Here is a 25,801-nt window from a genome sequence, read left to right as displayed (position 1 = left end):
TGAAAATAAAAAAAGGGACACCAACCACACAGCGCTTTGCTGTCATGATCAGTGTCCCCCGGCTTTCCGGTAGAACGGTTTTATTTACTTGAATAACTCGCCTTCATTGAAACTAACACGAGTTACTTTGTTGTCATGTGTAACGATTTTTGTTTCACCATGTGGCGGCAACGGTGCATATTTCAATATGCCATCAGAGAAAACCAGCACAATTGACTCTTTTCCTGTGCCTAAAGTCTCAATATCTATAATTTTACTTGGAATCTCTTGTAATCTCAAGTCTTTCATTGCCTCCCTTAATTTACATGCATGACCGCTAAAACTGACAGTGCTCCGAACACGATATAAAAGATGAGTAGTCGCTTTGTCATTGATACACCTTCTTTTGATTCATATGCCCGATTCCTCCAATTGAATTTTTGTATGATAGTTCTTTAAATGCTCATTCATCTTTTCTTTAAATTTTGGCTGTAGGTAAAAGAAAAGCTGTTCTTCTTGAGCCGTCATTTTTAACACTGCCTTTTCGTATACAAGAAATTCGATCAGCAATATCAAGGCGTATTGATTGAGCTTTAACGCCTCTGTATACCAATCTTTGACCGTCATGACGATTGCCTATATTCCAAGTCGATGAATTTGTTGTATTCTTTGGCGAACGCTAGTGAAACCGTACCGACTGGACCATTACGCTGTTTAGCAATAATGATTTCAATAATGTTCTTATTCTCTGTTTCTTTGTCGTAATAGTCATCACGATAGAGAAATGCGATAACATCAGCGTCTTGCTCGATCTGCCCCGATTCTCTAATGTCTGACATCATAGGACGCTTCTCCTGGCGTTGCTCGACACCCCTTGAAAGCTGACTCAATGCTATGACAGCAATATCCAATTCCCTTGCCATTTGCTTGAGCATACGGCTTATCTCTCCGATTTCCGCTTGTCTGTTTCCTCTATGGACTGGATTTCCGACGATCAATTGCAGATAGTCAATAATGATCATCATGTCCTTGCCTTCAAATTCCCGTTTCATCTTGCGAGCCTTTGCCCAAATGTCATTTATCGTCATGCCTGGTTGATCAAATATTCTAAGAGCGGCACAATCTAAAACCCCGTTCACTTTGCTTAATCTGCCCCACTCATCAGCGTTTAAATTACTCGTGCGGATGGATTGAGCGTTAATGTTACCGATACTTGATTGCATCCGTTTTATTAATTGCTTACGTGACATTTCAAGCGAAAAGATGCCAACCGCTCCGCCTTTACCTAAATTAAGCGGGTTTTCCATGAAATTGCTTGCTACATTCAAACAAAAGGCGGTTTTACCTACGGATGGACGAGCGGCAACGATTATAAATTCTTGCCGCTGAAAACCCGACGTCATTCGGTCCAATTCAGTAAAACCGCTAGGCATACCAGTCACATCACCTTTAGGCGTTTCTAACTCTTGATAGATTTCAACAAGATCATTATTGATAGACCCGTCATCGTCCGTGCCTGTCGCATCCTCTAAACTCATGAGAGAGCTTATACCCTCTTGTATAGTTTGACTCGTATCGTCGCTATTGGAAGATTCTTTAAGCGAAACGCCCACTTTCGCAATTTCTCGCTTTTTCCAATAATCAATAATTAGATTTTCATAGAATGCTTGTTTTGCTGTAGTGATTGAGGCATTCATCAATTCAGTTAAGTATTTTCTTCCGCCGATCCCCTTTAGGTTTTCTCGACCCACATGCTCAATAACTGACACAATGTCGATAGGATCGCCGTTTTTATCAAGCTCTTGAAAGGCTTTGTAAATGGATTGGTTTTGCTGTCGATAGAAATGAATTGGCTTGAGCTGCGAATATTTAATCAAATCCGGCTCTTGTAAGATTGCGCCTAGATATTGCTGTTCTGCTTCGTCGTTGAAATAAAATACCGCTCCTGTCATGATGGATCACCTATCCCTAGCACCTTTCGTATCTCTGCTTTATGTCGCTCGATCTGCTCTTGTTCTTCCTCGGTTGGTTCAGCCTTGTCCATTTCAGATAGGTAGCTGTGAGTTTCTTCGACGTTTGGTATGGCAGCGGAGCGGGAATGTCTTTCTTTTTGGTTAAGTAGATCAGCAACTTTAGGCGGAAACTGATTGTATTTCACATAGACGATCAAATTCGCCTCGATCTTCTCGTAATCCTCGGGCTTTAAGACTCTCGCCCATGCGTCTATTCTTTCTTGATCTATCTCAAAATGCTCGAAGTATGTTTTGATTAGCTTTAGTAATTCAAGTGTCTCTTTTTTAGTCATCCGTCAAATCAAACTCCTTTTCATTCACAGCCACTTTTCTTTTTGCTGCTTCTCTTTCGCTTTTAATTTTTACGGTCAATTTATCGAATTGCTTTCTAAGGCTTGCAGGACTCAATATATTTGATTTCCAAAAAATATCTTTTTGCGTCCAGTTAATCAAATACTTCACCTGTGCATCTGTCCGCTTGTCGATCTGCCTAATTAGCCTAAAATCACTCGCCCATTTTTCCAGGTTCGGTTTTTTAGCTTGCGGATTATTTTCAAGTATTTTTTGATAAAGCAAATTGGCATTCGCCATGTCACAAGGTTCGTACTTGTGACGAGAATTATTTATCTTCTTTTCATTCTTATCATTCTTTACATTCTTGTTTGTGGTCATTTGATGGTCATTTGATGGTCTTTTGATGGTCAGACTGTTGTCGTTTTCGGAAGCCCCATCTTGATAAATAGCCCAATTATCAATGCTTACAATGCTGAATTTGTTGGTCTTTTTTATTGTCAAATATCCCATTTCTTGAAGCTGTTCCAACCAACGAAAAATTGTCTTTTCTCCCTTTACCCTGTCCTTAGATTTAAGACCGGTATTGTACATGTCCATCAAAGCAAAACGACCTGTCACAAATTCACCTGGCTTTAGCTTCACTTTTTGTCTACCCACTATCTGATCATGTTCCGTATGTGAAGCCTCTGTTAGACATATTAGCCATAACCTTAATAACTGCGGATCATTGAAAATTGGGTTACTTCTAATCTTCCTATGCAACTTGATCCAACCGACCATATCAATCACCTTACTTTAGAAAATTTACGTTCTTGCTGTACGCTGCTTCATCCATCAAGTAGCGGAAACCTGCCACGAATCCAGTTACAAAGGCATCTTCAATTTCAAAACTTGCCTTCGCTGCGTGTGCTGAATCAAGGTCTTGCAATAGCTTCGCAAGATCATTTGAATTAGATAAAAACCCTTCTAGCTTCTCGTATAATTCGTTTACGGTATGTTGTGTTTCTAAAGACGAGTCAGACCACTCGATTTCTGTTGTAAGCGCCCCTTGAGGACCATAAAGGATTTTGGCAGCAACAAATTTTAAGACTGATACCATGCCCGCATCATACATATGAGCCTCTTTTTCATCTTGACGACCGATATGCTCTAGCTTCGCTCTTGCTTTAAAAACTTTTGAAGGTGTCCCCATTAATTTCATTTGAAAAATCCCCTTTTTATCTCAAATTTGATTATTGTATTTTTTTGTTAATCGTGTTAAAGTCGATTCAATATCGGGAAGTGTAGGAGCTTCCCGATACCCTTCCTTACTTGCATGACCCTATAATGATGACAAGTAAGAACATTGGCTGATCCGCTTGTGATCAGCTTTTTTTATTTAGCTTGATCTAACTTATATTTGTCATATCTTTGAACCGCTGCCTCAACATTAGTGTGTGAAAGGATTGTGAAAAACAAGTCATTGTTTTCATCTTCTAACACCCAATCATGAACAAAGTGACAAAACGTATTAAAATCGACTTTTGCCGGAATAGAATCAATGTGACTTTTCACTTCTTCCGCTCTTTCTTTGCTATGATCAATTGACAGCAATGACAAGAAGTCGTTTTTAGTCATTGTGAAGAAGCACATTTCTATAAGATAAGCAATGTCCGAAACCCGTTGAGGTCTCAAGAAAATGAGGTATGTCACTTGGTGCATCAACTCAAAGACTTTTCTCACTTTTTTCTTTTCGTAATTCTTTCTATATGTTGCCTCTAATTTTTCAAGCAAAGAATGGATCTTCCATAGGCGATTTCTATAATATTTAATGACTTCTTCTTGTTGATTAAGCTCTCTTTGAATACGTTTAGCCCAAACCAAAGCATTGAATTTGCTGTATTTCTCCACTGGTAGAATGTCGTCCCACTCGAACACATCTAGTAACTTTGGTCCTAATAATTCAACGGCTTCTTCCTTTGGCACTCCTGCCATAATCTCTTTCAAATTGGACTGCATGATCTTTTTAACACCGTGCGAATACATGCTTTCATACTGTTTGATAGCAGCGGTTATGAGCGGTTCAATTTCCTTTACCTCTGTGTAAACCTTCTTGAGTCTCTTATTCCATGTCGTGATAGTTGTCATTTGTTTGTCCTCCTGTTTTAACCATTCCAATATTGGTTTGGTTCAATTTTTAGAAAATATTTCAATTCTATCTTTTTGCTAATCTCTTACGCTGGTATAATGTTCCTATCTGTTTAGATAGGGGGTGAAACTATGAAACTGAATCATGATTGTGTTAGATTGCTAATGCTTGAATTTGAAGAAAAGCTAGGTCTCAATGATGATATCTGTTTAAGCGATATCAAATCTTCTAAAATCGCAGACAAGTTTGGTCAAGATGAAACAATTTACTGTGTTACTAAACTAATTGAGACCGAATATCTTATCGGCTCTATCCAAAGAGGCGGTAATGAAATTTGGGATATTATCGTCTCGTCTATTTCATTCTCCGGACATGAATTTTTGGACAACATTAGAGACGATGGTATTTGGAAAGACACTAAAGCGAAAATTTCCCAACTCGCTAGTGTGTCATTACCTACTGTGTCTCAAGTCGCAGCTGCGTTTATTAAGTCTAGAATTGGTCTCTAGGTTTGCTTGTTCTGTTCTTCAATGAATAGGACTAAGTCTTTCAAAAACTTATCGAATTTTTCAACACCTGAATTCTGACTGATAAATAAGAATTCAACATTCAGTGTGCTTTTTAGATTATCAGTTGGATTTTCACTGATTCTTTGCTGTTTAATTCCATAACTAGAAATACCAATTCGTCGAAAAAGTTTAGACTCAACCTCTGTTGCCGCAGGGGTTGTTTTATTTTGCTTGTCGCTCATGCCGTTACCTCCTGTGATTCGATCTTGTCCATTGATATAGATACTTCTGACGGTAAGCTCGCCCCTTCGCCTTGTGCTTTCACTTTTGCCTTGACGTTTAGTATTTCTTCTTCTGTCGCTCCTCTCAATCGTAGGACACAGGGAACGCCGTTCATGTCAAAGGTATTTATAACCTTGCCATCCTCATGAATTTCCTGTTCCACAACTTCAAACATAATGCCGTTGTTATTGCCTTCCTCTTTGGAAAACATAACAAGACCTTTACGTTCGACAATAGATCGAGTGTTTCGAATAAAGCTCTCACGGTCTACTGGCTCGGGACAAATGTTTTCTATCAACAATTCCATTTGCTTTACCTTCTTTCCGTTTGTTTTGACTCCGCAACTTTGAGGAGTGAGTTTTTCGTCGTGAGGTAACGAATCGTTACGTCATCTGCCGTCGCTTCTAATGACATCAGCTCATAGCTTCTTCATAATTTGACGGCTCAAAATTGAGCTGTGAGTGTGTCATTTGAAATTACTCACTATTTTCAATGCCCGGAACACTATGACGGTCATCTGCGGTGAATGAATACACTCATTTGAAATGAGAGTAATACGAGTACCATTTTGGTACTTGATCCGGGCTCAATTTTGAGCGGGGCGAAAAATGCACAAAGCTCAATTTTGAGCAATGCGATTATATCAACGGTCTCCACGTGCCAATCCATGAAATGGCTTCCTCAAAGTCTAGCTTTCTTAAATCCTTGTAAGTCGGCACTGCGAATGCGTCCCTAAAATTGCGATGGATGCTCGAAAACATACGGCGTTTTCCTTCTGAATCTTCTCCATATCGTTCAACAAGCTCGTATACACGTTTGTTGATTTGCTTTTGAATGACGGTTTGTTGATACGCATTGATGCTTAGATTGTTTTCTAGTTTGCCGATCCTCTGATCTGCTTCATTCTGTTTTTGCTCAAGACGTATCATCTGTTGAAGCTGTGGACTAAGATTAGAAAAGTTTTGTAGGTTCTGTTCCATCTGATTAAATTGGGTCACATATGCAGCGGTGAACAATACGCCCTTCTCGCCTGTCATTTTGTTGGCGACCATTTCACACCCTTGTTTAGTGAGTAAATAATGTTTGTAAAGTTTTCCCGTCCCTGCTTGATATGTGCTTTCAATAAAGAATCTATCAGAGCTCAAATCTGAGCTTTGACCCAAAACCTTTAAATATCCTTCGATATCTCTCACAAGGTTCTTATGAAGTTTGCCAGTCATCTCCGCTACTTCACGACTGTCTACCAAAAGTTGTCCATTCTGCTCAATTACTTGTAAATTGTTATCCATGTTGTTCCTCCTATTTTGACTCGGGAAAATATCCGAGTGAAAATTTTAAAATTAGGTGTGCTGAAAATTCAGCGTACTGTGTACTAATTTTTCTTGTTGCGCTCAAATTTGAGCCAATCAATATTTTAGTTTGTTAATGCGTCTGTCCACGCTGATTTTTACCATTCATCCATAATCTGTTTCATGACTTCTTTTGATTCTTCATAGAACCAAAACCGCTTGCCTCTTTCCTTGCGTCTCTCAAGAAGTTTCATTCTTGGGTCATGCAAAAATTCATTCTCTAAGAAGCGTTTACTCATGCAAGTTCTCTTTGACATTTCATCTATGTCCCAAGTGAATAATACTTCTTCAAGTGCTGATTCTAGTTGCTGATTAATATAGTTGCGAATTTCATCTTGATTAACAGCCACATCAAGGTTAACTATAGACACATGTTCCCCCCCTTTATTCTATCTGCCACCCCTTATTGTTATCTAAAATAACACATTGTTCCTAAAAAAAATCATGAATATGTTATTTTTCGTTGCGTTTGCTAAAGTAACACATTATAATACAAATAGGGATTGAGCTTATTCCTCCATAGATGCTAAATCAGGGAATAACACCTCTGGTTTTGTAGCAAAATAATTAGAGAGCTTAAAAAGTAGAACTGCATCAGGATTACCTCTACCGCTCTCAATATTACGGAAATGACTTTCACTGATACCTAGATCAATCGACGCTTGACGTTGTGACAATTTCATCTGCCTGCGAAGCTCTCGAAATTGTTCACGTCTTTTGTTTGATGTCATCAATATCACACCTCCTTTTGTTACTTTAGGTAACTTATAAACCAATAGTATATGTTATTTTAGGAAACGTCAAGAGGGGTGATATAATTTTTTTGAAAAGGTGGATTTTTTATGTCTTCTGAAAACATAACGGGTAGCCGAATTAGATTTTTAAGGAAAGAAAGAAAGATGTCTCAAGATGCCCTTGCAAAGAAGTTAAACGTTAATAGATCGACTGTAGCCAATTACGAAATTGGGAGAATATCACCTACTATGCAAATACTATTAGAACTATCAAACATTTTCGGGGTAAGTGCTGATTATCTATTGGGGAAAGATTCAAACAATGATACTCCTCACATTACCACTGGGCAAATTGTGAAAAAAGAACGCTTAAAAAAAGGGTTTACCCAAAGCCATCTAGCAACATTAGTTGGTGTAGATCAAAGAACAATCTCTAATATCGAAAGAGCTGATAGTGAAATCTCTGTAGACTTATTAAATAAAATATCTAAGGTATTTGGTTATTTAGATTGGGAAGATTTAAAAGGGTCTAATAATATAAATCTCCCCAAAAAACAGGATAACAACAAACAGAATATTATAAATACAATTGCCGCTCATCACGATGGCGAAGAATGGACCTCCGAAGAATTAGAAGAGATAGAAAGGTTTCTCCAATTTATTAAATCTAAGAGAGAACAAAAATGAGGTGTAGCTTAATTGAAATACCATTCTTTATTAAAAAATGCAGCATCAAGCGGCATTGAAGTATATGAAAAATCATTATCTCCCAACACTAAAGGCTTATACGGTGATAATGTGATATGGATCAATCGAACATTATCTAGTGTTGAGAAAACATGTACCCTTGCTGAAGAACTTGGTCATCACTTTACTACTCATGGAAATATTATTGATCAATCCATCCTTGAAAATAGGAAACAGGAATTGCGCGCACGTGAATGGGGATATAAGTTGCTGTTCCCGCTGGAAAGATTAATTGATGCACAAAAAGAAGGAATAAGAAATCGTTTTGAATTAGCTGAATACTTGAATGTTACTGAACAATTCCTTGAAGATGCTCTAAAAAGATATAAGGAGAAATATGGTTTATATAAAAAAGTTGGAAAACATACTATTTGTTTCGAGCCTTTAGGAGTCATTGAAAATTTTGAGGAGGTGATGCCTAAATAAACGCCCCTTTTATTGCGTCTGTCCACGTGGAAAGGGCTGATAAAATGAAGAGTGAAAAAAGCAAAAAAGATGATCATCTCTTTTCTTACTACAATGCAAAAAAAGAAAAGCGGTGGAAATATAGATACAAATATTATGATGCTTTAGGTAATAGAAAAGAAGCATCCGGTCAAGGATTTAAAAATGAAAATGATGCATACAGAGAACTGCTTAAAGTTAAATCGGCAATATTGAATGGCGAAACTAAGCAAATAGAAAATTCTAATTTAACGGTTGCTGAATGGATCGACATTTGGTTCGAAACCAATAAAAATCAATGGAAAAAACCTACCATATACAATCGAACCATTACGATCGATAAACACATAAAGCCTTTACTGGGACGTTACAAATTGCGTAAATTGGATAAAGCTACTTACCAAAGAGTGTTTATAAATAAGTTGTTAAAAGAGTTTAAGCCAAGAACTGTTGAAAACTATCATACACTTTTTAAAATAGCTATCAATGCCGCTGTAGAAAATGAGATTCTCGATAGAAATCGGTTTGTTAAGATTAAAATAAAGGATGATGAAGAAATTGAAAAAATCAATGACAATTTCTATACTGCTGCTGAATTAAAAAAATTCCTGGAGATTGTTAAATCCACAGGAAAAACCACACAATATTATATGATTCTTTTTTTAGCTTCAACTGGTGCAAGAAAAGGTGAAGCGTTAGGTCTTAAATGGTCTGACATTAATTTTAATAAAAACACGATTACTATCAGTAGAACTAGAGACAGCAAAGGAACTCGTTCCCCAAAAACCAAAAATAGTTACCGGACTATAAGGGGCGGCGGGGAACTTATGAAACAATTAAAATTATACCGCAAATGGTGTAAAGAATTAAAGCTTTCATTCGGCTCTCACCTAGAAGATAATGACTATGTTTTCATAAATAAGTCTAATGCTAAACATGTTTCGGGTAATTTCTTGAATTATGCATTATATAAGATTTTTGACGAAAATGATATAAAACGAATAACAGTTCATGGATTGAGGCATACCCACGCTACGATTTTAATAGGGAAGAAAATTCCCGCTCGAGCTATTGCGGATCGGCTTGGCAATACCCCTGAAATGATTCACCAAGTATATAGCCACTCTTTTGAAGAATTAGAAATTGAAACAGTAGATGCCTTTGAAGATGCAATGAATTTATAAACTGGGGGAGGTTTTGGGGGAGGTTTTGGGGGAGGTTTTGAATTAGTACCCTTGAAACCCCTTTATATCAGTGTATTTCGAGCTTTTATAACATTAGGTACAATCATGTTCGTTTATCACCCATTTCGTCTTAGAAAGGAGTGTAAAGATGAGTGCACCATCCAATCCAGTCAGTATTGTCAATCATGGCTGTCCCGTTTCAACCACAACGAGTGTAATAGGAGGAAAATGGAAAGGAGTGATCCTTTATCATTTGACTTGCGGTCCAAAACGATACAACGAATTACGCCGGCTTCTGCCAAGGATTTCTCAGCGTGTTCTCACGCTGCAATTGCGCGAGCTAGAACAAGACGGCGTTGTTCACAGAAAAGTCTATGAGGAGGTCCCTCCTCGTGTCGAATATTCACTCACTTCTCTTGGAGATACTTTAAAACCCATCATCTTCGCTATGCGTGAATGGGGCGAATCCTATGGAAAAGAAGCTCGCCCAAAAGAAAAAAGCTGCCATCTCTAGCAGCTTTTTTTTATGATGAAATCGCCGTTGATTCTTGCTGTGGATCATCCTTCACAAACAGGATGCCAAGCTGATGATGCTCCCCTTCGTAAGAAGCGCGTTTCTCAAACCTTGTCTGACCATTCAAGCCAATGATCTCAAGCTTTGTCAGAGCACGATTGGTTTGAAGGGCTTCGTAAAATTCCGAAACGGTTTTGACTTCAATTCCATTCACCTTTGTAATGACTTCTCCGATCTCAAGCTTTAAATCAGCTGCAGGTGTATTCGGAATGATTCCCAGCACCATCAGCCCTTGATTACGCTTAGAGAAGTAGAATGGAGCCGCATTGTCATTGACTCTCTGTTTCCATGAGAGGAAAGCTCTTCCGACAATCGCTATCAATACAGCTCCCCATGCAATCGGCTCAAACCAAATACTTGCAGCACCTAGTAAAGCAACAGCGAGTCCAAGCATAAGAATACGCCGTGCCGTAATTTGAATGCTCACAATTGGCAGTGATCCTTGAATCCGCTGCCCGAAACCGATGATGTATGGAATCAAAATAAATGAAAAGCTTTGATCGTGTACTTGAAGCACCGGCCACCATGGCAGAGAAGAAGTAAATTCACCTGCCGGCATCAGCAAAACAAGCGGTAAAAGCCACAGGCGGTTTGCCCGCTGCTGTCCAATCAAAAGTCCTCTCGCACTCATCACCATTGCAGGCGATGTTCGTAAATGTGCCGTTCGATAGGCTAGAATCCCCTCGGTCATTAATAAAAGACCTAGCAAAATAACAACGGCTGATGCATTCATCATTGAGAGCTGCGGCAGCCAAGAATGGCTCACTTGGAAAAACATCAGTCCAAGTGCCGCAATAAAACTGAAACCGAGTGTGTATGCAGACGAAAGCGCACTCGCCTTAAAGAATAAAGAGCAAACGATGGTCATCGCTGCAATCAGCACGATGAATCCAGGCGGGAGGGCAATCCCTAAGCCTACTGAAATGATGGATAGGCAAATCCCTAGAATCCATCCCTTTGAATATGTAAATTTAAGTTCATCGTATACATCTTCTATTCTTGTTTGAAACGCTTTTCTCTCCCGCTTTACGCGGATGTAGCCATGTAACAGGCTGATTAATATCATGAAATAAAAAAGAGGGTGGATTAAAAACAGACCGACCGCTTTTAATCCAGCTCCCATCCACTCCGAGCTCATTATCGTTCACCGCCCAAGTCAAGCATTTTCTCTTATTCTATCAAATAAATCGATGCTTGACACCAGGTTTATTTCTCCTGATTCATCCAAAGTGTGACATTCGACAGTGAAAAATCTTTTAAGTAGTGATTGACATCTACATCTAGTATGCCGCCGAGCAGCTGCATCGACCTCTTGATGTCGGTTAAGTTTATACCAAGTCTCTTATGATTATCCATTAAATAATTGAAGTATATCTCAGCACAGTCTTCATCGATTTCGTCGACTGATTCTACCGTTGTGTAATTGACCAAGTACCTGCTTAACAGCATGAGCAGACTTAATGCCTTTGTAGCGGAAAACGTCACATCTTTCGTACGACTCTTAAGCTCCTCTACCAACTCGTAATATTTTTTCTCTCTCACAATACTTGCCCTTTTCAATTGTGTACCCCCATTTACTAGTTCTTTTAAGAAAAGCGCAAACCTCGGTACAGCTTAATGCTCAAGCTGAATATCCGCAAAAAATAAAATATTTAAAATGAGTGCTACTTTATATTGTAAGAATTATTTATGTAACATACAACTTTCAAAAGTTTCATTTTCATGACATGTTTAAATCAACAGAAAGTCTCTTATATAAATATGTTATCGGGTAAAATCGAAGGAATGTTATGTTTTTTGTAAAATAAATGAATATATTTCTCGATATAATTTATTTTTAAGAATAAACTATTACATGTTCGTGACACTTATGAACCAAAAAAAAGAGGCATTTATTCGCCTCTTTATTTTTTAAGATATAGTGCTTTTAGTGCAGTCTGCAGTTGAAGATCATTTTTCTCATAGGATTTCACTTCATCCACCATTTTGTTCATCATTTTTGCTGTCTTCAGATCAATCACACCTGATTTATCGAGATTGTATGTGCTTTGGAAGGCTAGCACCGCCTTTTTCGTTTCTTCATCAAAGTAGCCGTCTACTCTGCCGGGGTCAAATGACAATCCCTTTAACAGCGTCTGTGCTTGTCTCACTTCTTCATTGTTCATATCCAGCTGAAGCGGTTCTTTCAGTTGAAGTGGGCCTACGGTAAAGTAATCTGGCTGATGAATCGCAATTGTCGGTACGACACCTTTTTTGTGAATCCAATTCCCTTTTGGCGTGAGCCATTTATACAGCGTTAATTTAATGTTACTGCCGTCACCCATTGGAACCGCCTGCTGCACAGTGCCTTTCCCAAAGGAGACATCACCGACGACTTCATATTTTCCGGCTTCTTTCATAGCACCAGCAAGTATTTCAGAAGCGGATGCACTGCCTTTATCGATTAAGACATTAACTGGGTAAGGCTTCTGTTCTTTCCGTTTTGAAAAATATCGTTTCCTGTCGCCGTTCCGTTCTGCAATTTGAATATAAGGCTGATCCTTCGTAATAAAATGCTTCAAAATATCTTCTACACTTTGCAGATAGCCGCCAGGGTTCCCTCTCACATCCAGCACAAGACCTTCTATGCCCTTTTTCTCGAGCTGTTTCAGGCTTGACGTGAAATCCTTCGCAGTATCTTCAGAAAAGCTAGAGATCGCGATATAGCCCGTTTTATGACCATTTACCTCTTTCACAGAAGAAGTTACGGTTTCAAGCGGAATTTCTTCTCGTTTGATATGGAATGTTAACTCTTTTTCAATCCCGTTTCGTCTGATTTTCAGAGCGACAGATGTTCCCTTTTTTCCTCTGATTTTCAGTACAGCATCGTTTAAGCTTTTATCTTTCATTGGCTCACCATCAATGCTGATGATTTCATCTTTCGGCTTTAGACCTGCTTTTGCCGCAGGGGATTTTTTAAAGGCAGAGACGATAATGATTTTTCCTTCATCCATTCCCACTTCTGCCCCAATTCCCTCAAAAGAAGAATCAAGCGAATCAGAAAATTGCTTGGCGGTTTGCTTGTCCATGTATACTGAATACGGATCATTTAAAGTTGAAAGCATTCCTTGAATGGCGCCTTCAAGCAGCTTTTGGCGATCCACTTCCTCTACATATTCATTCGATATCAGGTCATAGGCTTTCTCGATTTTCTCCATCCCATTCTCTTTCGCCTTATCACTTGATTGAGCTTGTCCAGCCATTGCAGCAGCTGCTTGCGGTGACTCTGCATGAGTTCCTTCTTTATGCGTCATCACCCCTGCACTTATTAATAGAACGACACTTGCCATAATAGATGCGATTTGTTTTTTCATATTTGGCCTCCTTCTTCAACTCTTCCTGATGACCTGAGTTATTATATGCCAGAAGAAGGGATTTCATGTAAAGACATTCTCCCGCGAAGGCTTGACTAATCATTTCATTAGGTGTAATTTTTATTTTGTTATGATCGAGAAGGAGTCTTCGCTATGTATATTATATTGACGATGCTTTTATTAGGAATTTTATTAGGATTTGTAGGAGCAGGCGGGGCTGGTTTTGTCATCGCATTGCTTACGTTAATTTTTGATATCCCTATCCATACCGCACTCGGGACGTCTTTAGCCGCAATGGCATTTACGACGTTATCAGGTGCATACAGCCACTACCGGGAAGGGAATATTCAGCTGAAATCTGGTTTGATTGTCGGAGCTTTGGCTTGTGTTGCTTCTTTTGCAGGAGCTAAGGTTGCTCCTTTTATTCCAGAAGAAAGTCTGCACTATTTAACAGCTGGAATGCTCTTTTTATCCGCTGTGTTTATGATGATCAAATTATTTGTTCTTAAGGAAGACACTGAGCATCAGCCGCTTTCTTCACGTCAGCTGCTCATAAGGGGTATTATTTTAGGACTTGTATCCGGATTGCTGTCAGGTATGTTTGGTATCGGGTCTGCACCATTTATTCAAGTAGGACTTTTGATTTTACTGAGACTTTCCATTCGACAGGCAGTTGGCACGACAATGCTTGTCATTATTCCAATTTCCATCGGTGGTGGAATTGGATACATTACAGAGGGCTATGTTGATTTTATCTTGCTGATTCAAATTTTAATTGGAACAGTATTAGGGGCATTTATTGGCGCAAAATTCACACGCCTTGCACCGAAGCTCTTATTGAAATCGGCTGTACTGTTAACACCTATTATTGCCGGTTTACTGCTGTTATTTTAATTTCATTTAGAATAAAAAAGGCCGATAACATGATGTTATCGGCTTTTTGATTAGCGGATATATTGCGCTGGATTGACTGCATTTGATTTAGCGCCATTCCATAATCCTTTATGAATTTCAAAGTGGAGATGCTGACCATGTGATTGGCCTGTATTCCCCATATATCCAAGGAATTGTCCTTGCTCGACTCTCTGCCCTGTGGACACACTTCTTGTAGACAGGTGGGCATATACCGTTTGATAGGTCTGTCCATTGATATTATGCGTAATGAATATCACATTCCCGTAGCTCGATGAGTAGCTTGAGTTCGTGACTGTTCCAGCTGCAGCTGCGACGACAGATACTGTGCCTTTTGCTGCAATATCTAAACCGTAGTGCTGTCCGCCTGAACGTCCGCCAAAGCCAGATGAGAATCGGCCAGCAGCTGGTTTAATAAAGCCGGAGCTGCTTGCTGGTGTATCAGATACTTGATCCGAGCCGCCGCTTTGAGGTGCAGGTGCACTTTTTTCAGCAGCTGCTTGTTCTGCTCTCTTCGCTTCTTCCTTTTGGCGGCGTGCTTCCTCAGACTTCACAGCCGCTTTTTGGTTCGCTAGAATTTCTTGTTCATTTTCAAGTTTGCCTAATTCATCATGGGCATGGTTCTTTTTATCTGTTACATCCCCTAAGATTTTCTCTTTTTCTTTTTGCTGTTTAGACAAATCCTTTTTCAGCTCTTCTAGCTCTTTCAGAGATGTTTCAAGTCCATTTAGCTGATTATTTAGCTCTGCTTCTTTTTGCTCCACCAGCTTTAAATCATTTTCATGTTCTGTAATCATGTCTTTGTCTGCTTCGACAATGGTTGTGACAGCTCCAACACGACCGACAAAATCACTAAAGCTGCGAGCACCCAGCAGCACATCTAAATAGTTGATCGTACCGCCGCTTTTTTGCATCGAACGAATTCGATCTTTGAATATAGCTTTTCTTTTTTCAATTCGATCATTGATGACTTGAATGTCTTTTTTTAGTTTCTTGATCTCTTGCTTCGTTTGTTTGACTTCTTTTTCTTTTTCAGCGACTTTTTCAGTTGCAGCACTTACCTTGTGGTCAATCTTTTCAATTTCTTTTTTGAGCTTGGATTCTTTCTTTTCAAGCTTAGCCAGCTCTGATTTCTTTTTCTTCAAAGTTGATTCAGTCTTTGATGTTTTCTCTTCGATTTGTTGACGTTTTTGATCTAGGTCTTCGTATGCGAATGCACGATTCTCGTTCCCTGGAATGTATAGCCACGTTGTTCCAATAAACGCTGCCATTCCAGCCATCATCAGCTTTCTTTTCAAAACGATATTCCCCTCCTATGACAACTGCCTGCATAAAGAGTCGACCGGATGAATCGGTTCAACCGGTCACACCTTCTATCAAATTCTCGAGTGCTGCCATCAAAAATAGATTTATACTTTTAAGAATTTACGGATGGACGTCAAGCTTCCCCATACACCAATGATTGCACCGATCAATAGAAGGACCAGTGAAACTTGATAGACAAACGGGTTATATGGAAGCATGGAAATAAATGAGCCTTGTACTCTCGGTGCCACCCAGCCCACTGCATATTGATATGTGCCAAGCAATAGAGCGATTGGTATAATGGAACCAAATACACCAAGCAGTAATCCTTCAATAAAGAATGGCCAGCGGATAAACCAGTTCGTTGCACCTACGAGTTTCATAATCTCGATTTCTTTACGTCTAGCAAAAATCGTAATTTTGATCGTATTAGAGATCAAGAACATGGCTGTAAATAAAAGCCCAATAATGAGCGCAATACCTACATTTCGCGCCACTCCGACCACATTAAAGAGTCGGCTGACTTCTTCTTTTCCATAGGTTACTTTATACGTACCCTTTAAGTTTTCTAATTTCTTCGCTACTTTTGGTGTATCGTGTGGATCTGATGTTTTCACAATAAACGCATCGTTTAATGGGTTTTCTTGATCAACAAGTCCCATGGATTGTCCATTTTCACCAAAGCTTTTAATCAGCGCTTTTAGTTCGTCATCTTTAGATGAGTACTTCACATCACTGATTTCAGGAATCTTCTCAATTTCTGCTTTTAATTCATCCTGCTGCTTTTGATTCGCCGTTAATTCGATTAACACTTTTACTTCTACTTCTTTTTCAGCGTTCGATGCCATGTTATTCAAGTTGAGCATAATCACAAGAAAAACCCCAACTAAAATCAATGTGACAGTGACCGCACTAATTGATGCAAATGTCATCCACGTGTTTCTTCCAAGTGAACGGAAGCTCTCACGTAAATGCCGCGAGAGAGTTTTAATCATAAATGCCGTACTCCCCTCTTGCTTCGTCACGCACAATCATTCCATCTTCGATTGCGATGACACGTTTCTTCATGCTGTTTACAATTTCTTTGTTGTGTGTCGCCATGACGACTGTTGTTCCGCGGTTATTAATCTCTTCGAGTGTCTTCATGATTTCCAAAGATGTGTCTGGATCAAGGTTTCCTGTCGGCTCATCTGCAATGACAACCTCAGGACTATTCACGATCGAGCGAGCGATAGATACACGCTGCTGTTCACCGCCAGACAGCTGGTCAGGAAATTGTCGTGCTTTGTGCTTGAGCTGTACCAAATCAAGTACATCCAGCACCTTTTTCTTAATGATATGAGGCTGTTCCCCAATGACTTCAAGAGCAAATGCCACATTCTCAAACACCGTGAGGGTTGGAAGTAGTTTGAAATCTTGGAATACTACGCCAATTTCTCTTCTTACGTAAGGAATTTCTTTTTCCTTAATTGAGGCTAAATCTCTGCTATTAATTAAGATTTTCCCTTTGGTTGGCTTCTCTTCACGATACATCATTTTGATGAAAGTGGATTTACCAGCACCACTGGGACCAACAACATACACAAACTCTCCTGGGTGGATAGAGACATTGATTCCATTGATCGCCTTTACACCGTTAGGATAGATCTTGTAGACTTCCTTCATTTCAATCATGTAATCACCTAATCTTTTCTTATTGCTGACTAACAGCTTATCATGATGTTTTGACACTTATCGTCAAAAAACGTTATGTATGGTCACGCACATACCCTTCGATACGTACAAGCAATTTATGTCCTTTTCATCCAAAAAGATGAAAAAAATGAATCGTCTAAATTTCAACAACTCCAATTATACGTCATGAATCGACGCAATGGTATTACATTTATATTTCAAAACTTATAGTTAAAAGGTAAAAGGAACAATTAAAACCGATAAACATGTCTTTCTACCCTTATTTTTTTAATAAAATTTAATATAATACGTTTTCATATTATTCAAAAATCTTTTTCTACATATAAAAACAAAAAAACCTTGTCGATTAGACAAAGGTTTTATTTTTTCTCTGCAAGCCATTTTGCCACTTCTTTTGCTTGCTTCTCATCTACCATTCCGCTTGGCATAGAGCCTTTACCATTCTGTGCAATATCTGCGATTTGGCTTTCATTATATTTCTTCCCTACTTCTTTCAGGCTTGGTCCGCCTCCACCAGATAGGTCTTTCCCATGACAGCCAATACAGTTTTGCTGATAAATTTCCTCACCACTGCTCACAGTTGAAGCACTTTTGCTGCCTTCTTTGTCACTGCTGCCTGAATTTCCTCCACAAGCCGCAAGAACAAGAAGCATCACTGCAAACAGCATCATTAATCCGCTTTTTTTCATCAATTTCCCTCCCTTACAATCATTTGGTCAACGCTATTATATCCTTGTTTACGCCCTTTTAAAACCCTCACCAAGCACCTCTTTTGCATCCATTACGATGACAAATGCTGATGCATCGATTGCTTTCACCACTTGTTTCAACTTTGTGAATTGTGACTGCCCAACGACACACATCAGAATTGGACGGTCATGGTCGGTATATCCACCGACTGCTGAGATCTTTGTGACACCACGGTCAATTTGATCAAATACTGCCTGCCTGACCTCATCCTCATGCCCTGTAATGATCATCGCCATTTTCGAATGACTGAAGCCGGCCTGTACGACATCAATCGTTTTACTTGAAATAAACACACCAATGACAGCGTACAGTCCCTCTTCAATCCCAAAAACAGTCATCGCAGCCAGGACAATTAGGCCATCCATCATCGCTAAACAGGTGCCAAGCGTGAGGCCTGTATATTTATTGATGATTTTGGCAGCGAGCGCCGTTCCACCTGTTGATCCATTTCCAAGGAACACGAGCCCTATTCCGATCCCAATCACCACTCCGCCAAAAATGGCTGCTAAGAGCGCTTCATGTGTCACAGGTGCAATATGTCTTGTGACAAACACCATCGAAGGTAAAAAAATAGAGCCAACGAGCGTTTTCACGCCAAATGTCCCGCCTAATAAATAAAAACCAGCGATAAACAGCGGAATATTGAGTCCCCATTGCACATACGCCGCCTCAAAGCCGAATGACTGCATAATCGTACTAATACCGCTCACTCCACCTGCAGCAATCTGATTCGGTAATAATAACGTATTAAATCCAATCGCCACAATGGCTGATCCGATTAAAATGAACAAGTAATTTTTCGCTTCAATCCATAATTGTGAATGTCCCTGCTTCATGTCTTTCTTCCTCCGTTACTTCTGAATGCACACCTATTTTAAGCCCTCCTAAAACGAATGTAAATAACAGCCAAATGCAGTGCTAATGGATTAATACTTTATCACACAAACGGATCAGCGTACTTGCCGTTTGGCATAGGAGCAAATGATGGTATATTTAATATGTACATGAGAAAGAAGGGACATGCGATGAAGAAAATACTGAAGATAACAGGCATGACATTACTTGCACTGATCATCTTGGCTTTTGGTGCTTTCTATACATGGAGCCGCTTTACATACGGACCATCCGCCGCATTAAAAAAGCAAGTGAACATCGAGCAAGTGGAACATAAAAACGATGTGTATACATTTGCATCAGCAAAAAGCGATACTGGTATTATTCTCTATCCCGGGGCAAAGGTAGAACCACTTTCGTACGCCAATATCGGGAATGAACTGATGAAAAAAGGTTATTCTGTCTTTATCCCTGACATGCCATTTTCGTTTGCGATTTTTAATACAAACAAAGCACACGATATTATGAAAGTTCATCAAACGATCAAACACTGGTATATTGGCGGTCATTCACTAGGCGGAACAGCTGCCGCTATGTTTGCAGAAAAAAACCAGCGCAAGCTCGACGGTCTCTTTTTCCTTGCGTCTTATCCAGCATCAGATAACTTGAAATCATCGTCCTTGAACGTACTCTCTATATCAGGTGAAAAGGATGGGCTTGCGACACAAGAGAAAATCAAGAAATCGAAAACAAATCTGCCGTCTCAAACCGTTTACCATGAAATAAAAGGCGGGAACCATGCTCAGTTTGGCATGTACGGCAAACAAAAAGGTGATCAGCCTGCGGACATTCCAGCCCTCACGCAGCAAAAGGATATCATTCAGACCATGCTTGAATGGCTAAAACCAGCAAAAAAGCTCCCGTAATAGGAGCTTTTCATTTTTACTTTTTCGTCGCTTCTAAAAACTCTTCAGCGTCTGCTACAGCTAAACCAATGGCTTCCTCCCAAAAGTCTTTTTGGGTAAGATCGACGCCTAAGTGCTTATAGGCCAAATCTTCTACTGTCATTGAAGCTGTATCCTTTAGTAATGCAATGTACTTCTCTTCAAACGAAGTACCAGCCTGCAAGGCTTTTGAATAAATCCCTAGCGAGAACATGTAGCCAAATGTGTATGGGAAATTATAAAACGGTACACCTGTGATATGGAAATGCAGCTTAGACGCCCAGAAATGTGGATGGTATTCATCTAAAGAGTCACCGAAGGCTTCCTTCTGCGCTTCTACCATCAGCTCATTCAACCGATCCGCCGGCACTTCTCCTTGTTTACGCTCTTCATAAAAACGCTGTTCAAATAAGAAACGAGATTGAATATTCATGAAAAATGCTACACTCCGCTGCAGCTTATCCTCTAACAAGCTGAGACGCTCCTCTTCATTTGCCGCTTCTTTTAATGAAGCATCAGCCACAATCATTTCTGCGAATGTCGACGCCGTTTCAGCTACATTCATCGCATATTTGCGATTAAGAATGCGAACATCCTGCATCACTTCCTGATGGAACGAATGACCAAGCTCATGCGCGAGTGTCGCCACATTGGATGGACTTCCTGAGAAGGTCATAAAAATGCGTGACTCCCCGCTGTCAGGGAAATTTGTACAAAATCCGCCTACTCGTTTGTTTGGACGATCTTCAGCTTCTACCCAGCGTTCATTAAAGGCTTTTTCTGTAAAGGCAGCAAGCTCTTCTCCAAATCCAGCGAAATGTTTCACAATAAAAGCAGCTGCTTCTTGATACGGATAGATCTTGGTCTCACTGCCAATAGGAGCCCCAACATCAAACCAGCTTAGCTTATCCACTCCAAGCATGTCAGCTTTTCGATGTAAGTAGTCAATGAATGGCTGCTTATGTTCATCAATCACAGACCACATTGCATCAAGGGTTTCTTGTTTCATGCGGCAAATATCAAGCGGCTCTTTTAAAATATGATCCCAGCCTCTTGCTTCATATACTTGTAAACGAAAACCTGCCAGATGGTTTAGGGTGCTTGCAAATAGATGTTCATCCTGCGTCCATGCGTGCTCTAAGTTATGATATACGGCCTTTCTGACTTCACGATCTGAATCATCCATCGCATTTTCCGCTTGGCCGACAGAGATCATCTGCGTTACACCATCTTGTTCAAATGGAATCATAATCTTATTCACCAAGCTAGAATAAAGCTCATCCCACGCATGGTAGCCATCTACAGCTAATTTTTGTATCAATGTTTCTTGTTCAACAGGCAATTGATCCTTCACGCGCTCTCTTCGTTCATTTAATATGTAGCGCACATCTGAAAAGGCTTCTGAATTCATGAGATCTTCCCATTTGCTAGGAGAGATGGCAGCAAGCGCTTGATCAAACAGCGCAAGAATGGTACCTAAATCAGCTTCCAGCTTGGCAATCGTACCTCGAAGACTGCCAGCCTTCATATCCTTTGTATTTTGAGATTGAAGACAGGAAACAAATGAACCTGCTTGAGACAGTTTTTTATATGTCGTTTCATACGTGTCAAAGACAGACGTTAACCTGCTTTCAATGTGTGTATCTTCTTTTGAAAAGGCATCGACCTTTTGTCGTAATTCATTTAATAGCTGCTGAATGTGTTGCAGGTATGTTTTAAATTCTGGTGAAGAACTGCCTCCTTTAAAAAAGGCATCTAAATCCCACGTCTCTTGTAATGGTGTTAATCCCAAAATATTTCCCCCTTTATTTGCTAATTTCATCATACAAAGGATATAGAGTCAGTATGGCGTATGTATTCCTTTATATTCATTATATTTTCTCACAATTAAAAAAACCCAGCAAGAAGCCGAGTTTTTATGATAATTTCGAACGTAAGTAAGCATCGATAAATGAATCTAAATCTCCATCCATGACCGCTTGAACATTTCCCATCTCCGTATTGGTTCGATGGTCTTTCACAAGAGAATACGGATGGAATACATAAGAGCGAATTTGGCTTCCCCAGCCAATTTCTTTCTGCTCTCCTCTAATTTCATCCAATTCAGCCTGCTGTTCTTCGATCCGTCTTTGATAAAGTTTCGATTTCAGCATTTTCATCGCACGTTCTCTGTTTTTGATTTGTGACCTTTCTGTTTGGCATGTGACCACAACATTGGTTGGTATGTGTGTGATACGAACGGCAGAGTCAGTCGTATTGACGTGCTGTCCACCTGCGCCGCTTGCACGATACGTATCTACCTTGATATCTTCTGTCCGAATATCAATATCAATTTCTTCATTGAACTCTGGCATGACATCACAGGAAACGAAGGACGTATGCCTGCGGCCAGATGAATCAAAAGGAGAAATACGAACCAAACGATGGACACCTTTTTCTGCTTTTAAGTACCCGTATGCGTTATGCCCTTTGATGAGCAATGTCACAGATTTAATTCCTGCTTCATCACCAGGAAGATAATCAAGCATTTCAACCTTAAAGCCTCTGCGCTCTGCCCAGCGAGTATACATTCTCAGAAGCATAGAACCCCAGTCCTGTGATTCAGTACCGCCTGCACCAGGGTGAAGCTCAAGAATGGCATTGTTTTTATCATATGGTTCACTTAAGAGAAGCTGCAGCTCAAACTCGTTAAACTGCTTGGTTAAGTTCTTCAGCTCTTTTTCAAGCTCTGCATGAAGCTCCTCGTCATAATCTTCCTTTAATAGGTCATGTGTCATTTGCAGCTCTTCATGAGATTCACTGAGCTCATGGTATGCATTCACATTATCCTTTAGTGCATTGGCTTCATTGATGACGCCTTGTGCCTTTTGCTGATCATTCCAAAAATCAGCTTCTGACATTGTCGCTTCGAGTTCTGCAATTTTGGCTTCTTTTGTTTCGAGGTCAAAGAGACCCCCTAAAATCAGCTAGCCTGCTAGCCATATTTTCAAGCTCTTGTCTAATTTCTACTAATTCCATATCCTTCACCTCATAGATGTATGGGGGCTGACATGAATAGAAAGAGGTTTTCACCTCTTTCCATTACTTATTCTGTCTTCCCATGACAATTTTTATATTTCTTGCCGCTACCGCAGTGACATGGTGAGTTTCGTCCAATGTCTACGACTTTACGTACCGGCTTCTTTTTCACTGTCTTCTCCTCATCACCCTCTTGAGGCTGATGAGCTGTTGTTTGACCTTGAACGACTTCTTCACGTTCTAGGTTGTTTTGGATTTCTGATTTTAAGACATATTTGGCTACATCATCTTCGATTGAAGCAACCATATGCTCAAACATCGCAAATCCTTCCATTTGATACTCACGAAGCGGATTCGTTTGTGCATACGCGCGTAAATGAATCCCTTGGCGCAGCTGATCCATTGCATCGATATGATCCATCCACTTTGAATCCACCGCACGAAGAACGATGACTTTTTCAAATTCTCGCATTTGTTCATCGCCATATGTTTCTTCTTTTGCATCGTATTTTTCTTTAATACGATCCATGATGAAGGAGGTGATTTCATCTGCTTCTTTGCCATAAATATCTTTGACCGAAATAGCTCCTTCATCTAAATAGTTCGTGTTGATTAATTCAACAAGCCCATCTAGTTTCCATTCTTCAGGAAGCTCTTCTTTCGGCGTATAAGAACCAACAGCCCGCTCAATTGAAGATTGAATCATATTGATGACAATCGATTTTAAGTTATCAGAATCGATGACTTCAAAGCGTTGTTTGTAAATCACTTCACGCTGCTGACGAAGTACATCGTCATATTGCAGAAGCTGTTTACGGGAATCAAAGTTGTTCCCCTCGACGCGTTTTTGAGATGATTCAACGGCTTTAGACACCATTTTACTTTGGATAGGTGTAGAGTCATCCATGCCAAAGCGGTCAAGCATCGCCATCGTGCGCTCTGCACCAAATCGGCGCATCAATTCATCTTCCATGGAGAGATAGAATTGAGTAATCCCTGGGTCTCCTTGACGACCAGAACGTCCGCGAAGCTGGTTATCAATACGTCGTGATTCATGACGCTCTGTCCCAATTACAGCTAGACCGCCAAGCTCTTTGACGCCTTCGCCAAGCTTGATGTCCGTACCACGACCTGCCATGTTTGTCGCAATGGTGACGGCTCCTTTTTGACCAGCCTCTTCAATAATTTGTGCCTCACGCTCATGGTTTTTCGCATTTAACACTTGATGAGGAATCCCTTTATTTTTAAGCAGCTTAGAAATAAGCTCAGATGTCTCAACCGCTACTGTTCCGACAAGAACTGGCTGCCCTGTCATATAGCGCTGCGCAACATCCTCAGCCACTGCTTTAAATTTACCTTCCATTGTGCGGTAAATTAAATCAGGTCTGTCATCACGAACCACTGGTTGATTGGTCGGGATTGTCACAACCTGCATGTTGTAAATGTTACGGAATTCTTCTTCTTCCGTTTTCGCTGTACCAGTCATACCAGATAGCTTTTCATACATACGGAAGTAGTTCTGGAACGTAATCGTTGCAAGGGTCATACTTTCGTTCTGCACTTCGAGACCTTCTTTTGCCTCAATAGCTTGATGCAGACCTTCACTATAACGGCGTCCTTTCATTAAACGTCCTGTGAAAGAGTCAACAATAACGACTTGGCCTTCTTCAACGACATAATCCACATCTTTTTGCATCGCAACATGTGCCTTCAGCGCCTGAGCGATGTGATGGTTCAGCGCAACATGCTTAACATCAAATAAGTTCTCGATGCCGAATGCTTTTTCCGCCTTCGTCATTCCGCTTTCTGTCAGCTGTACACTTTTTGTTTTAATATCATATGTGAAATCATCTTCTATTTTTAATGTACGAACAAATGCATTGGCTTGTACGTAAAGCTTTGTAGATTTCGCAGCTTGTCCAGAAATGATAAGAGGTGTTCTCGCTTCATCAATTAAGATGGAGTCAACCTCATCGATCACGGCATAATGAAGCGGTCTTTGAACCATTTGCTCTTTGTAAAGCACCATGTTATCTCGTAAATAGTCAAAGCCCAGTTCATTGTTTGTTGAATACGTGATATCAGCGGCATACGCTTCTCTTTTTTCATCTTTGTCTAAGCTGTTTAAGTTTAAGCCAACCGTTAAGCCAAGAAATTCAAAAATCTTGCCCATTTCCTCTGCATCACGGCTTGCCAAATATTCGTTGACTGTCACAATGTGGACGCCTTTTCCAGAAAGAGCATTTAAATAAACAGGCATTGTTGATGTCAACGTTTTACCTTCACCTGTTTTCATCTCAGAGATGTTGCCTTCATGAAGCGCGATCCCCCCCATGAGCTGCACCTTAAACGGGAACATTCCTGTCACGCGGCGTGATGCCTCGCGAACCGTTGCAAATGCTTCAACCAACAGGTCATCCACGGATTGTCCTTTTTCAAGTTTTTCTTTAAATTCAATCGTTTTATTTCGTAAAGCCTCGTCAGATAATTTCTCGAAATCTTGTGCGAGAGCTTCGATTTCATTTGCTTTTTTTTCATATTTGCTGATCGTACGTTTCGTAGGATCAAACACTTTGTTTAAGATTCCAAGCATATAATAACGCTCCTCTATTTCATGCAATTTTTCGGCATGTCCAAAAGATTGACAGGTCCATATTTACCTGCATTTATCATACCATACCTTCCTTCATTTCCAAAGAATTTGCAATGATTTCGCACAAAAAACCCGTCCCTTATGAAGGGAACGGGTTTACT

At 40.0% G+C, this 25,801-nt stretch carries 30 protein-coding genes; 7 read left to right on the top strand and 23 right to left on the bottom strand.

The features are described 5' to 3' along the window. Positions 1-84: 84 nt before the first annotated feature. The 7 genes from C6Y01_RS09835 to C6Y01_RS09805 all read right to left on the bottom strand — a co-directional run bounded on the left by C6Y01_RS09835 (position 85) and on the right by C6Y01_RS09805 (position 4,412). Complete coding sequence (locus C6Y01_RS09835; protein WP_106038126.1) at positions 85-288, bottom strand: XtrA/YqaO family protein; 204 nt, start codon at positions 286-288, stop codon at positions 85-87. Positions 289-390: 102 nt separating this feature from the next. Continuing rightward, positions 391-606 carry a hypothetical protein gene (locus C6Y01_RS09830; protein ID WP_106038125.1) on the bottom strand — a complete coding sequence of 72 codons (216 nt, stop codon included), beginning with the start codon at positions 604-606 and terminating at the stop codon, positions 391-393. Continuing rightward, positions 603-1,931: a replicative DNA helicase gene (gene dnaB / locus C6Y01_RS09825; RefSeq protein ID WP_106038124.1), complete on the bottom strand. Its 1,329-nt coding sequence runs from the start codon at positions 1,929-1,931 to the stop codon at positions 603-605. The genes C6Y01_RS09830 and dnaB overlap by 4 nt, the downstream gene beginning before the upstream one ends. Beyond that, on the bottom strand, positions 1,928-2,284 hold the full coding sequence (locus C6Y01_RS09820) for a replicative helicase loader/inhibitor (protein ID WP_106038123.1): 357 nt from the start codon (positions 2,282-2,284) through the stop codon (positions 1,928-1,930). Before C6Y01_RS09820 ends, dnaB begins: the two co-directional genes overlap by 4 nt. Then, a complete protein-coding gene (locus tag C6Y01_RS09815; RefSeq protein ID WP_106038122.1) occupies positions 2,277-3,065 on the bottom strand; it encodes a Replication protein O in 789 nt (262 codons plus the stop codon). Before C6Y01_RS09815 ends, C6Y01_RS09820 begins: the two co-directional genes overlap by 8 nt. A 10-nt stretch (positions 3,066-3,075) precedes the next feature. Continuing rightward, positions 3,076-3,486 (bottom strand): hypothetical protein, encoded by a 411-nt coding sequence (locus tag C6Y01_RS09810; protein ID WP_106038121.1) that lies wholly within the window; start codon positions 3,484-3,486, stop codon positions 3,076-3,078. A gap of 173 nt (positions 3,487-3,659) precedes the next feature. Next, positions 3,660-4,412: a hypothetical protein gene (locus C6Y01_RS09805; RefSeq protein WP_106038120.1), complete on the bottom strand. Its 753-nt coding sequence runs from the start codon at positions 4,410-4,412 to the stop codon at positions 3,660-3,662. A gap of 132 nt (positions 4,413-4,544) precedes the next feature. Here C6Y01_RS09805 and C6Y01_RS09800 point away from each other — a divergent pair, with 132 nt between their 5' ends. Continuing rightward, complete coding sequence (locus C6Y01_RS09800) at positions 4,545-4,922, top strand: DUF2513 domain-containing protein (RefSeq protein ID WP_034665894.1); 378 nt, start codon at positions 4,545-4,547, stop codon at positions 4,920-4,922. Here the strand turns inward: C6Y01_RS09800 and C6Y01_RS09795 are convergent. The 5 genes from C6Y01_RS09795 to C6Y01_RS09775 form a co-directional block, all read right to left on the bottom strand. Next, entirely contained in the window at positions 4,919-5,164 is a 246-nt protein-coding gene (locus C6Y01_RS09795) for a hypothetical protein (RefSeq protein WP_106038119.1), read from the bottom strand. The genes C6Y01_RS09800 and C6Y01_RS09795 overlap by 4 nt on opposite strands. Further along, complete coding sequence (locus tag C6Y01_RS09790) at positions 5,161-5,511, bottom strand: hypothetical protein (RefSeq protein ID WP_106038118.1); 351 nt, start codon at positions 5,509-5,511, stop codon at positions 5,161-5,163. Before C6Y01_RS09790 ends, C6Y01_RS09795 begins: the two co-directional genes overlap by 4 nt. A gap of 331 nt (positions 5,512-5,842) precedes the next feature. Next, positions 5,843-6,493, bottom strand: a complete 651-nt coding sequence (locus C6Y01_RS09785; protein ID WP_106038117.1) for a Rha family transcriptional regulator — start codon at positions 6,491-6,493, stop codon at positions 5,843-5,845. Positions 6,494-6,651: 158 nt separating this feature from the next. Beyond that, complete coding sequence (locus C6Y01_RS09780) at positions 6,652-6,924, bottom strand: hypothetical protein (RefSeq protein WP_106038116.1); 273 nt, start codon at positions 6,922-6,924, stop codon at positions 6,652-6,654. Between the two features lie 138 nt (positions 6,925-7,062). Then, positions 7,063-7,284: a helix-turn-helix transcriptional regulator gene (locus C6Y01_RS09775; RefSeq protein WP_106038115.1), complete on the bottom strand. Its 222-nt coding sequence runs from the start codon at positions 7,282-7,284 to the stop codon at positions 7,063-7,065. A gap of 111 nt (positions 7,285-7,395) precedes the next feature. Here C6Y01_RS09775 and C6Y01_RS09770 point away from each other — a divergent pair, with 111 nt between their 5' ends. The 4 genes from C6Y01_RS09770 to C6Y01_RS09755 all read left to right on the top strand — a co-directional run bounded on the left by C6Y01_RS09770 (position 7,396) and on the right by C6Y01_RS09755 (position 10,176). Then, positions 7,396-7,974, top strand: a complete 579-nt coding sequence (locus tag C6Y01_RS09770; RefSeq protein WP_106038114.1) for a helix-turn-helix domain-containing protein — start codon at positions 7,396-7,398, stop codon at positions 7,972-7,974. Positions 7,975-7,986: 12 nt separating this feature from the next. Further along, a complete protein-coding gene (locus tag C6Y01_RS09765) occupies positions 7,987-8,460 on the top strand; it encodes an ImmA/IrrE family metallo-endopeptidase (protein WP_106038113.1) in 474 nt (157 codons plus the stop codon). A gap of 44 nt (positions 8,461-8,504) precedes the next feature. Beyond that, a complete protein-coding gene (locus C6Y01_RS09760) occupies positions 8,505-9,662 on the top strand; it encodes a tyrosine-type recombinase/integrase (RefSeq protein WP_106038112.1) in 1,158 nt (385 codons plus the stop codon). A gap of 148 nt (positions 9,663-9,810) precedes the next feature. Then, on the top strand, positions 9,811-10,176 hold the full coding sequence (locus C6Y01_RS09755) for a winged helix-turn-helix transcriptional regulator (protein ID WP_034660123.1): 366 nt from the start codon (positions 9,811-9,813) through the stop codon (positions 10,174-10,176). A gap of 10 nt (positions 10,177-10,186) precedes the next feature. Here C6Y01_RS09755 and C6Y01_RS09750 read toward each other — a convergent pair whose 3' ends face one another. From C6Y01_RS09750 to ctpB, 3 genes are all read right to left on the bottom strand, one after another. Next, positions 10,187-11,374, bottom strand: a complete 1,188-nt coding sequence (locus C6Y01_RS09750) for a PDZ domain-containing protein (protein WP_034660124.1) — start codon at positions 11,372-11,374, stop codon at positions 10,187-10,189. Between the two features lie 68 nt (positions 11,375-11,442). Beyond that, positions 11,443-11,796: a swarming motility protein SwrAA gene (locus C6Y01_RS09745; protein WP_007500014.1), complete on the bottom strand. Its 354-nt coding sequence runs from the start codon at positions 11,794-11,796 to the stop codon at positions 11,443-11,445. 344 nt (positions 11,797-12,140) lie between these two features. Then, positions 12,141-13,589 carry a carboxy-terminal processing protease CtpB gene (gene ctpB / locus C6Y01_RS09740; RefSeq protein WP_034660125.1) on the bottom strand — a complete coding sequence of 483 codons (1,449 nt, stop codon included), beginning with the start codon at positions 13,587-13,589 and terminating at the stop codon, positions 12,141-12,143. A 153-nt stretch (positions 13,590-13,742) separates the two neighbouring features. Between ctpB and C6Y01_RS09735 the strand changes: the two genes are divergently transcribed. After that, the gene (locus C6Y01_RS09735; RefSeq protein WP_034660126.1) at positions 13,743-14,483 is read left to right on the top strand and encodes a sulfite exporter TauE/SafE family protein; all 741 of its coding nucleotides are present in this window, start codon (positions 13,743-13,745) and stop codon (positions 14,481-14,483) included. 50 nt (positions 14,484-14,533) lie between these two features. On the opposite strand, the gene C6Y01_RS09730 is transcribed toward C6Y01_RS09735, so the two are convergent. The 5 genes from C6Y01_RS09730 to C6Y01_RS09710 all read right to left on the bottom strand — a co-directional run bounded on the left by C6Y01_RS09730 (position 14,534) and on the right by C6Y01_RS09710 (position 19,087). Further along, positions 14,534-15,799, bottom strand: coding sequence for a murein hydrolase activator EnvC family protein (locus C6Y01_RS09730; RefSeq protein ID WP_034660127.1), 1,266 nt, complete (start codon positions 15,797-15,799; stop codon positions 14,534-14,536). Between the two features lie 111 nt (positions 15,800-15,910). Continuing rightward, positions 15,911-16,801, bottom strand: a complete 891-nt coding sequence (gene ftsX, locus C6Y01_RS09725; protein WP_034660128.1) for a permease-like cell division protein FtsX — start codon at positions 16,799-16,801, stop codon at positions 15,911-15,913. Then, the gene (gene ftsE / locus C6Y01_RS09720) at positions 16,794-17,480 is read right to left on the bottom strand and encodes a cell division ATP-binding protein FtsE (RefSeq protein WP_034660129.1); all 687 of its coding nucleotides are present in this window, start codon (positions 17,478-17,480) and stop codon (positions 16,794-16,796) included. The genes ftsX and ftsE overlap by 8 nt, the downstream gene beginning before the upstream one ends. 380 nt (positions 17,481-17,860) lie before the next feature. Then, positions 17,861-18,190 carry a cytochrome c551 gene (cccB, locus tag C6Y01_RS09715; RefSeq protein ID WP_034660130.1) on the bottom strand — a complete coding sequence of 110 codons (330 nt, stop codon included), beginning with the start codon at positions 18,188-18,190 and terminating at the stop codon, positions 17,861-17,863. A 48-nt stretch (positions 18,191-18,238) separates the two neighbouring features. Then, complete coding sequence (locus tag C6Y01_RS09710; RefSeq protein ID WP_034660131.1) at positions 18,239-19,087, bottom strand: YitT family protein; 849 nt, start codon at positions 19,085-19,087, stop codon at positions 18,239-18,241. Positions 19,088-19,276: 189 nt separating this feature from the next. On the opposite strand from C6Y01_RS09710, the gene C6Y01_RS09705 reads away from it, so the two are divergent. Continuing rightward, on the top strand, positions 19,277-20,011 hold the full coding sequence (locus C6Y01_RS09705; RefSeq protein WP_034660132.1) for an alpha/beta family hydrolase: 735 nt from the start codon (positions 19,277-19,279) through the stop codon (positions 20,009-20,011). A gap of 16 nt (positions 20,012-20,027) precedes the next feature. Here the strand turns inward: C6Y01_RS09705 and C6Y01_RS09700 are convergent, their stop codons facing one another. The 3 genes from C6Y01_RS09700 to secA all read right to left on the bottom strand — a co-directional run bounded on the left by C6Y01_RS09700 (position 20,028) and on the right by secA (position 25,640). Further along, positions 20,028-21,821 (bottom strand): M3 family oligoendopeptidase, encoded by a 1,794-nt coding sequence (locus C6Y01_RS09700; RefSeq protein ID WP_106038111.1) that lies wholly within the window; start codon positions 21,819-21,821, stop codon positions 20,028-20,030. Positions 21,822-21,945: 124 nt separating this feature from the next. Next, positions 21,946-23,047, bottom strand: a protein-coding gene (gene prfB / locus C6Y01_RS09695; protein ID WP_106038110.1) for a peptide chain release factor 2 whose coding sequence is annotated in 2 segments (ribosomal slippage) — positions 21,946-22,974 and positions 22,976-23,047 — 1,101 coding nt in all. Because the reading frame shifts where the segments join, the coding sequence is not laid out codon by codon here. Between the two features lie 67 nt (positions 23,048-23,114). Beyond that, a complete protein-coding gene (gene secA / locus C6Y01_RS09690) occupies positions 23,115-25,640 on the bottom strand; it encodes a preprotein translocase subunit SecA (protein WP_034660134.1) in 2,526 nt (841 codons plus the stop codon). Positions 25,641-25,801 lie beyond the last annotated feature (161 nt).

Origin of the sequence: Bacillus sp. NMCC46 (genome assembly GCF_002998465.1) — a bacterium.
Lineage (GTDB): Bacteria > Bacillota > Bacilli > Bacillales > Bacillaceae > Bacillus.
This window is presented reverse-complemented; position numbering and strand designations above follow the sequence as displayed.

Excerpts from the sequence above, each read along its gene's own strand:
- C6Y01_RS09775 (WP_106038115.1), bottom strand. The coding sequence starts at position 7,284 with ATGACATCAAACAAAAGACGTGAACAATTTCGAGAGCTTCGCAGGCAG.
- C6Y01_RS09705 (WP_034660132.1), top strand. The coding sequence starts at position 19,277 with ATGAAGAAAATACTGAAGATAACAGGCATGACATTACTTGCACTGATC.
- C6Y01_RS09710 (WP_034660131.1), bottom strand. The coding sequence starts at position 19,087 with ATGAAGCAGGGACATTCACAATTATGGATTGAAGCGAAAAATTACTTG.
- C6Y01_RS09835 (WP_106038126.1), bottom strand. The coding sequence starts at position 288 with ATGAAAGACTTGAGATTACAAGAGATTCCAAGTAAAATTATAGATATT.
- C6Y01_RS09805 (WP_106038120.1), bottom strand. The coding sequence starts at position 4,412 with ATGACAACTATCACGACATGGAATAAGAGACTCAAGAAGGTTTACACA.
- C6Y01_RS09750 (WP_034660124.1), bottom strand. The coding sequence starts at position 11,374 with ATGAGCTCGGAGTGGATGGGAGCTGGATTAAAAGCGGTCGGTCTGTTT.
- ftsX (WP_034660128.1), bottom strand. The coding sequence starts at position 16,801 with ATGATTAAAACTCTCTCGCGGCATTTACGTGAGAGCTTCCGTTCACTT.
- ftsE (WP_034660129.1), bottom strand. The coding sequence starts at position 17,480 with ATGATTGAAATGAAGGAAGTCTACAAGATCTATCCTAACGGTGTAAAG.
- C6Y01_RS09735 (WP_034660126.1), top strand. The coding sequence starts at position 13,743 with ATGTATATTATATTGACGATGCTTTTATTAGGAATTTTATTAGGATTT.
- C6Y01_RS09800 (WP_034665894.1), top strand. The coding sequence starts at position 4,545 with ATGAAACTGAATCATGATTGTGTTAGATTGCTAATGCTTGAATTTGAA.
- secA (WP_034660134.1), bottom strand. The coding sequence starts at position 25,640 with ATGCTTGGAATCTTAAACAAAGTGTTTGATCCTACGAAACGTACGATC.
- cccB (WP_034660130.1), bottom strand. The coding sequence starts at position 18,190 with ATGAAAAAAAGCGGATTAATGATGCTGTTTGCAGTGATGCTTCTTGTT.
- C6Y01_RS09785 (WP_106038117.1), bottom strand. The coding sequence starts at position 6,493 with ATGGATAACAATTTACAAGTAATTGAGCAGAATGGACAACTTTTGGTA.
- ctpB (WP_034660125.1), bottom strand. The coding sequence starts at position 13,589 with ATGAAAAAACAAATCGCATCTATTATGGCAAGTGTCGTTCTATTAATA.
- C6Y01_RS09790 (WP_106038118.1), bottom strand. The coding sequence starts at position 5,511 with ATGGAATTGTTGATAGAAAACATTTGTCCCGAGCCAGTAGACCGTGAG.
- C6Y01_RS09770 (WP_106038114.1), top strand. The coding sequence starts at position 7,396 with ATGTCTTCTGAAAACATAACGGGTAGCCGAATTAGATTTTTAAGGAAA.
- C6Y01_RS09795 (WP_106038119.1), bottom strand. The coding sequence starts at position 5,164 with ATGAGCGACAAGCAAAATAAAACAACCCCTGCGGCAACAGAGGTTGAG.
- C6Y01_RS09760 (WP_106038112.1), top strand. The coding sequence starts at position 8,505 with ATGAAGAGTGAAAAAAGCAAAAAAGATGATCATCTCTTTTCTTACTAC.
- C6Y01_RS09830 (WP_106038125.1), bottom strand. The coding sequence starts at position 606 with ATGACGGTCAAAGATTGGTATACAGAGGCGTTAAAGCTCAATCAATAC.
- C6Y01_RS09820 (WP_106038123.1), bottom strand. The coding sequence starts at position 2,284 with ATGACTAAAAAAGAGACACTTGAATTACTAAAGCTAATCAAAACATAC.
- dnaB (WP_106038124.1), bottom strand. The coding sequence starts at position 1,931 with ATGACAGGAGCGGTATTTTATTTCAACGACGAAGCAGAACAGCAATAT.
- C6Y01_RS09815 (WP_106038122.1), bottom strand. The coding sequence starts at position 3,065 with ATGGTCGGTTGGATCAAGTTGCATAGGAAGATTAGAAGTAACCCAATT.
- C6Y01_RS09810 (WP_106038121.1), bottom strand. The coding sequence starts at position 3,486 with ATGAAATTAATGGGGACACCTTCAAAAGTTTTTAAAGCAAGAGCGAAG.
- C6Y01_RS09755 (WP_034660123.1), top strand. The coding sequence starts at position 9,811 with ATGAGTGCACCATCCAATCCAGTCAGTATTGTCAATCATGGCTGTCCC.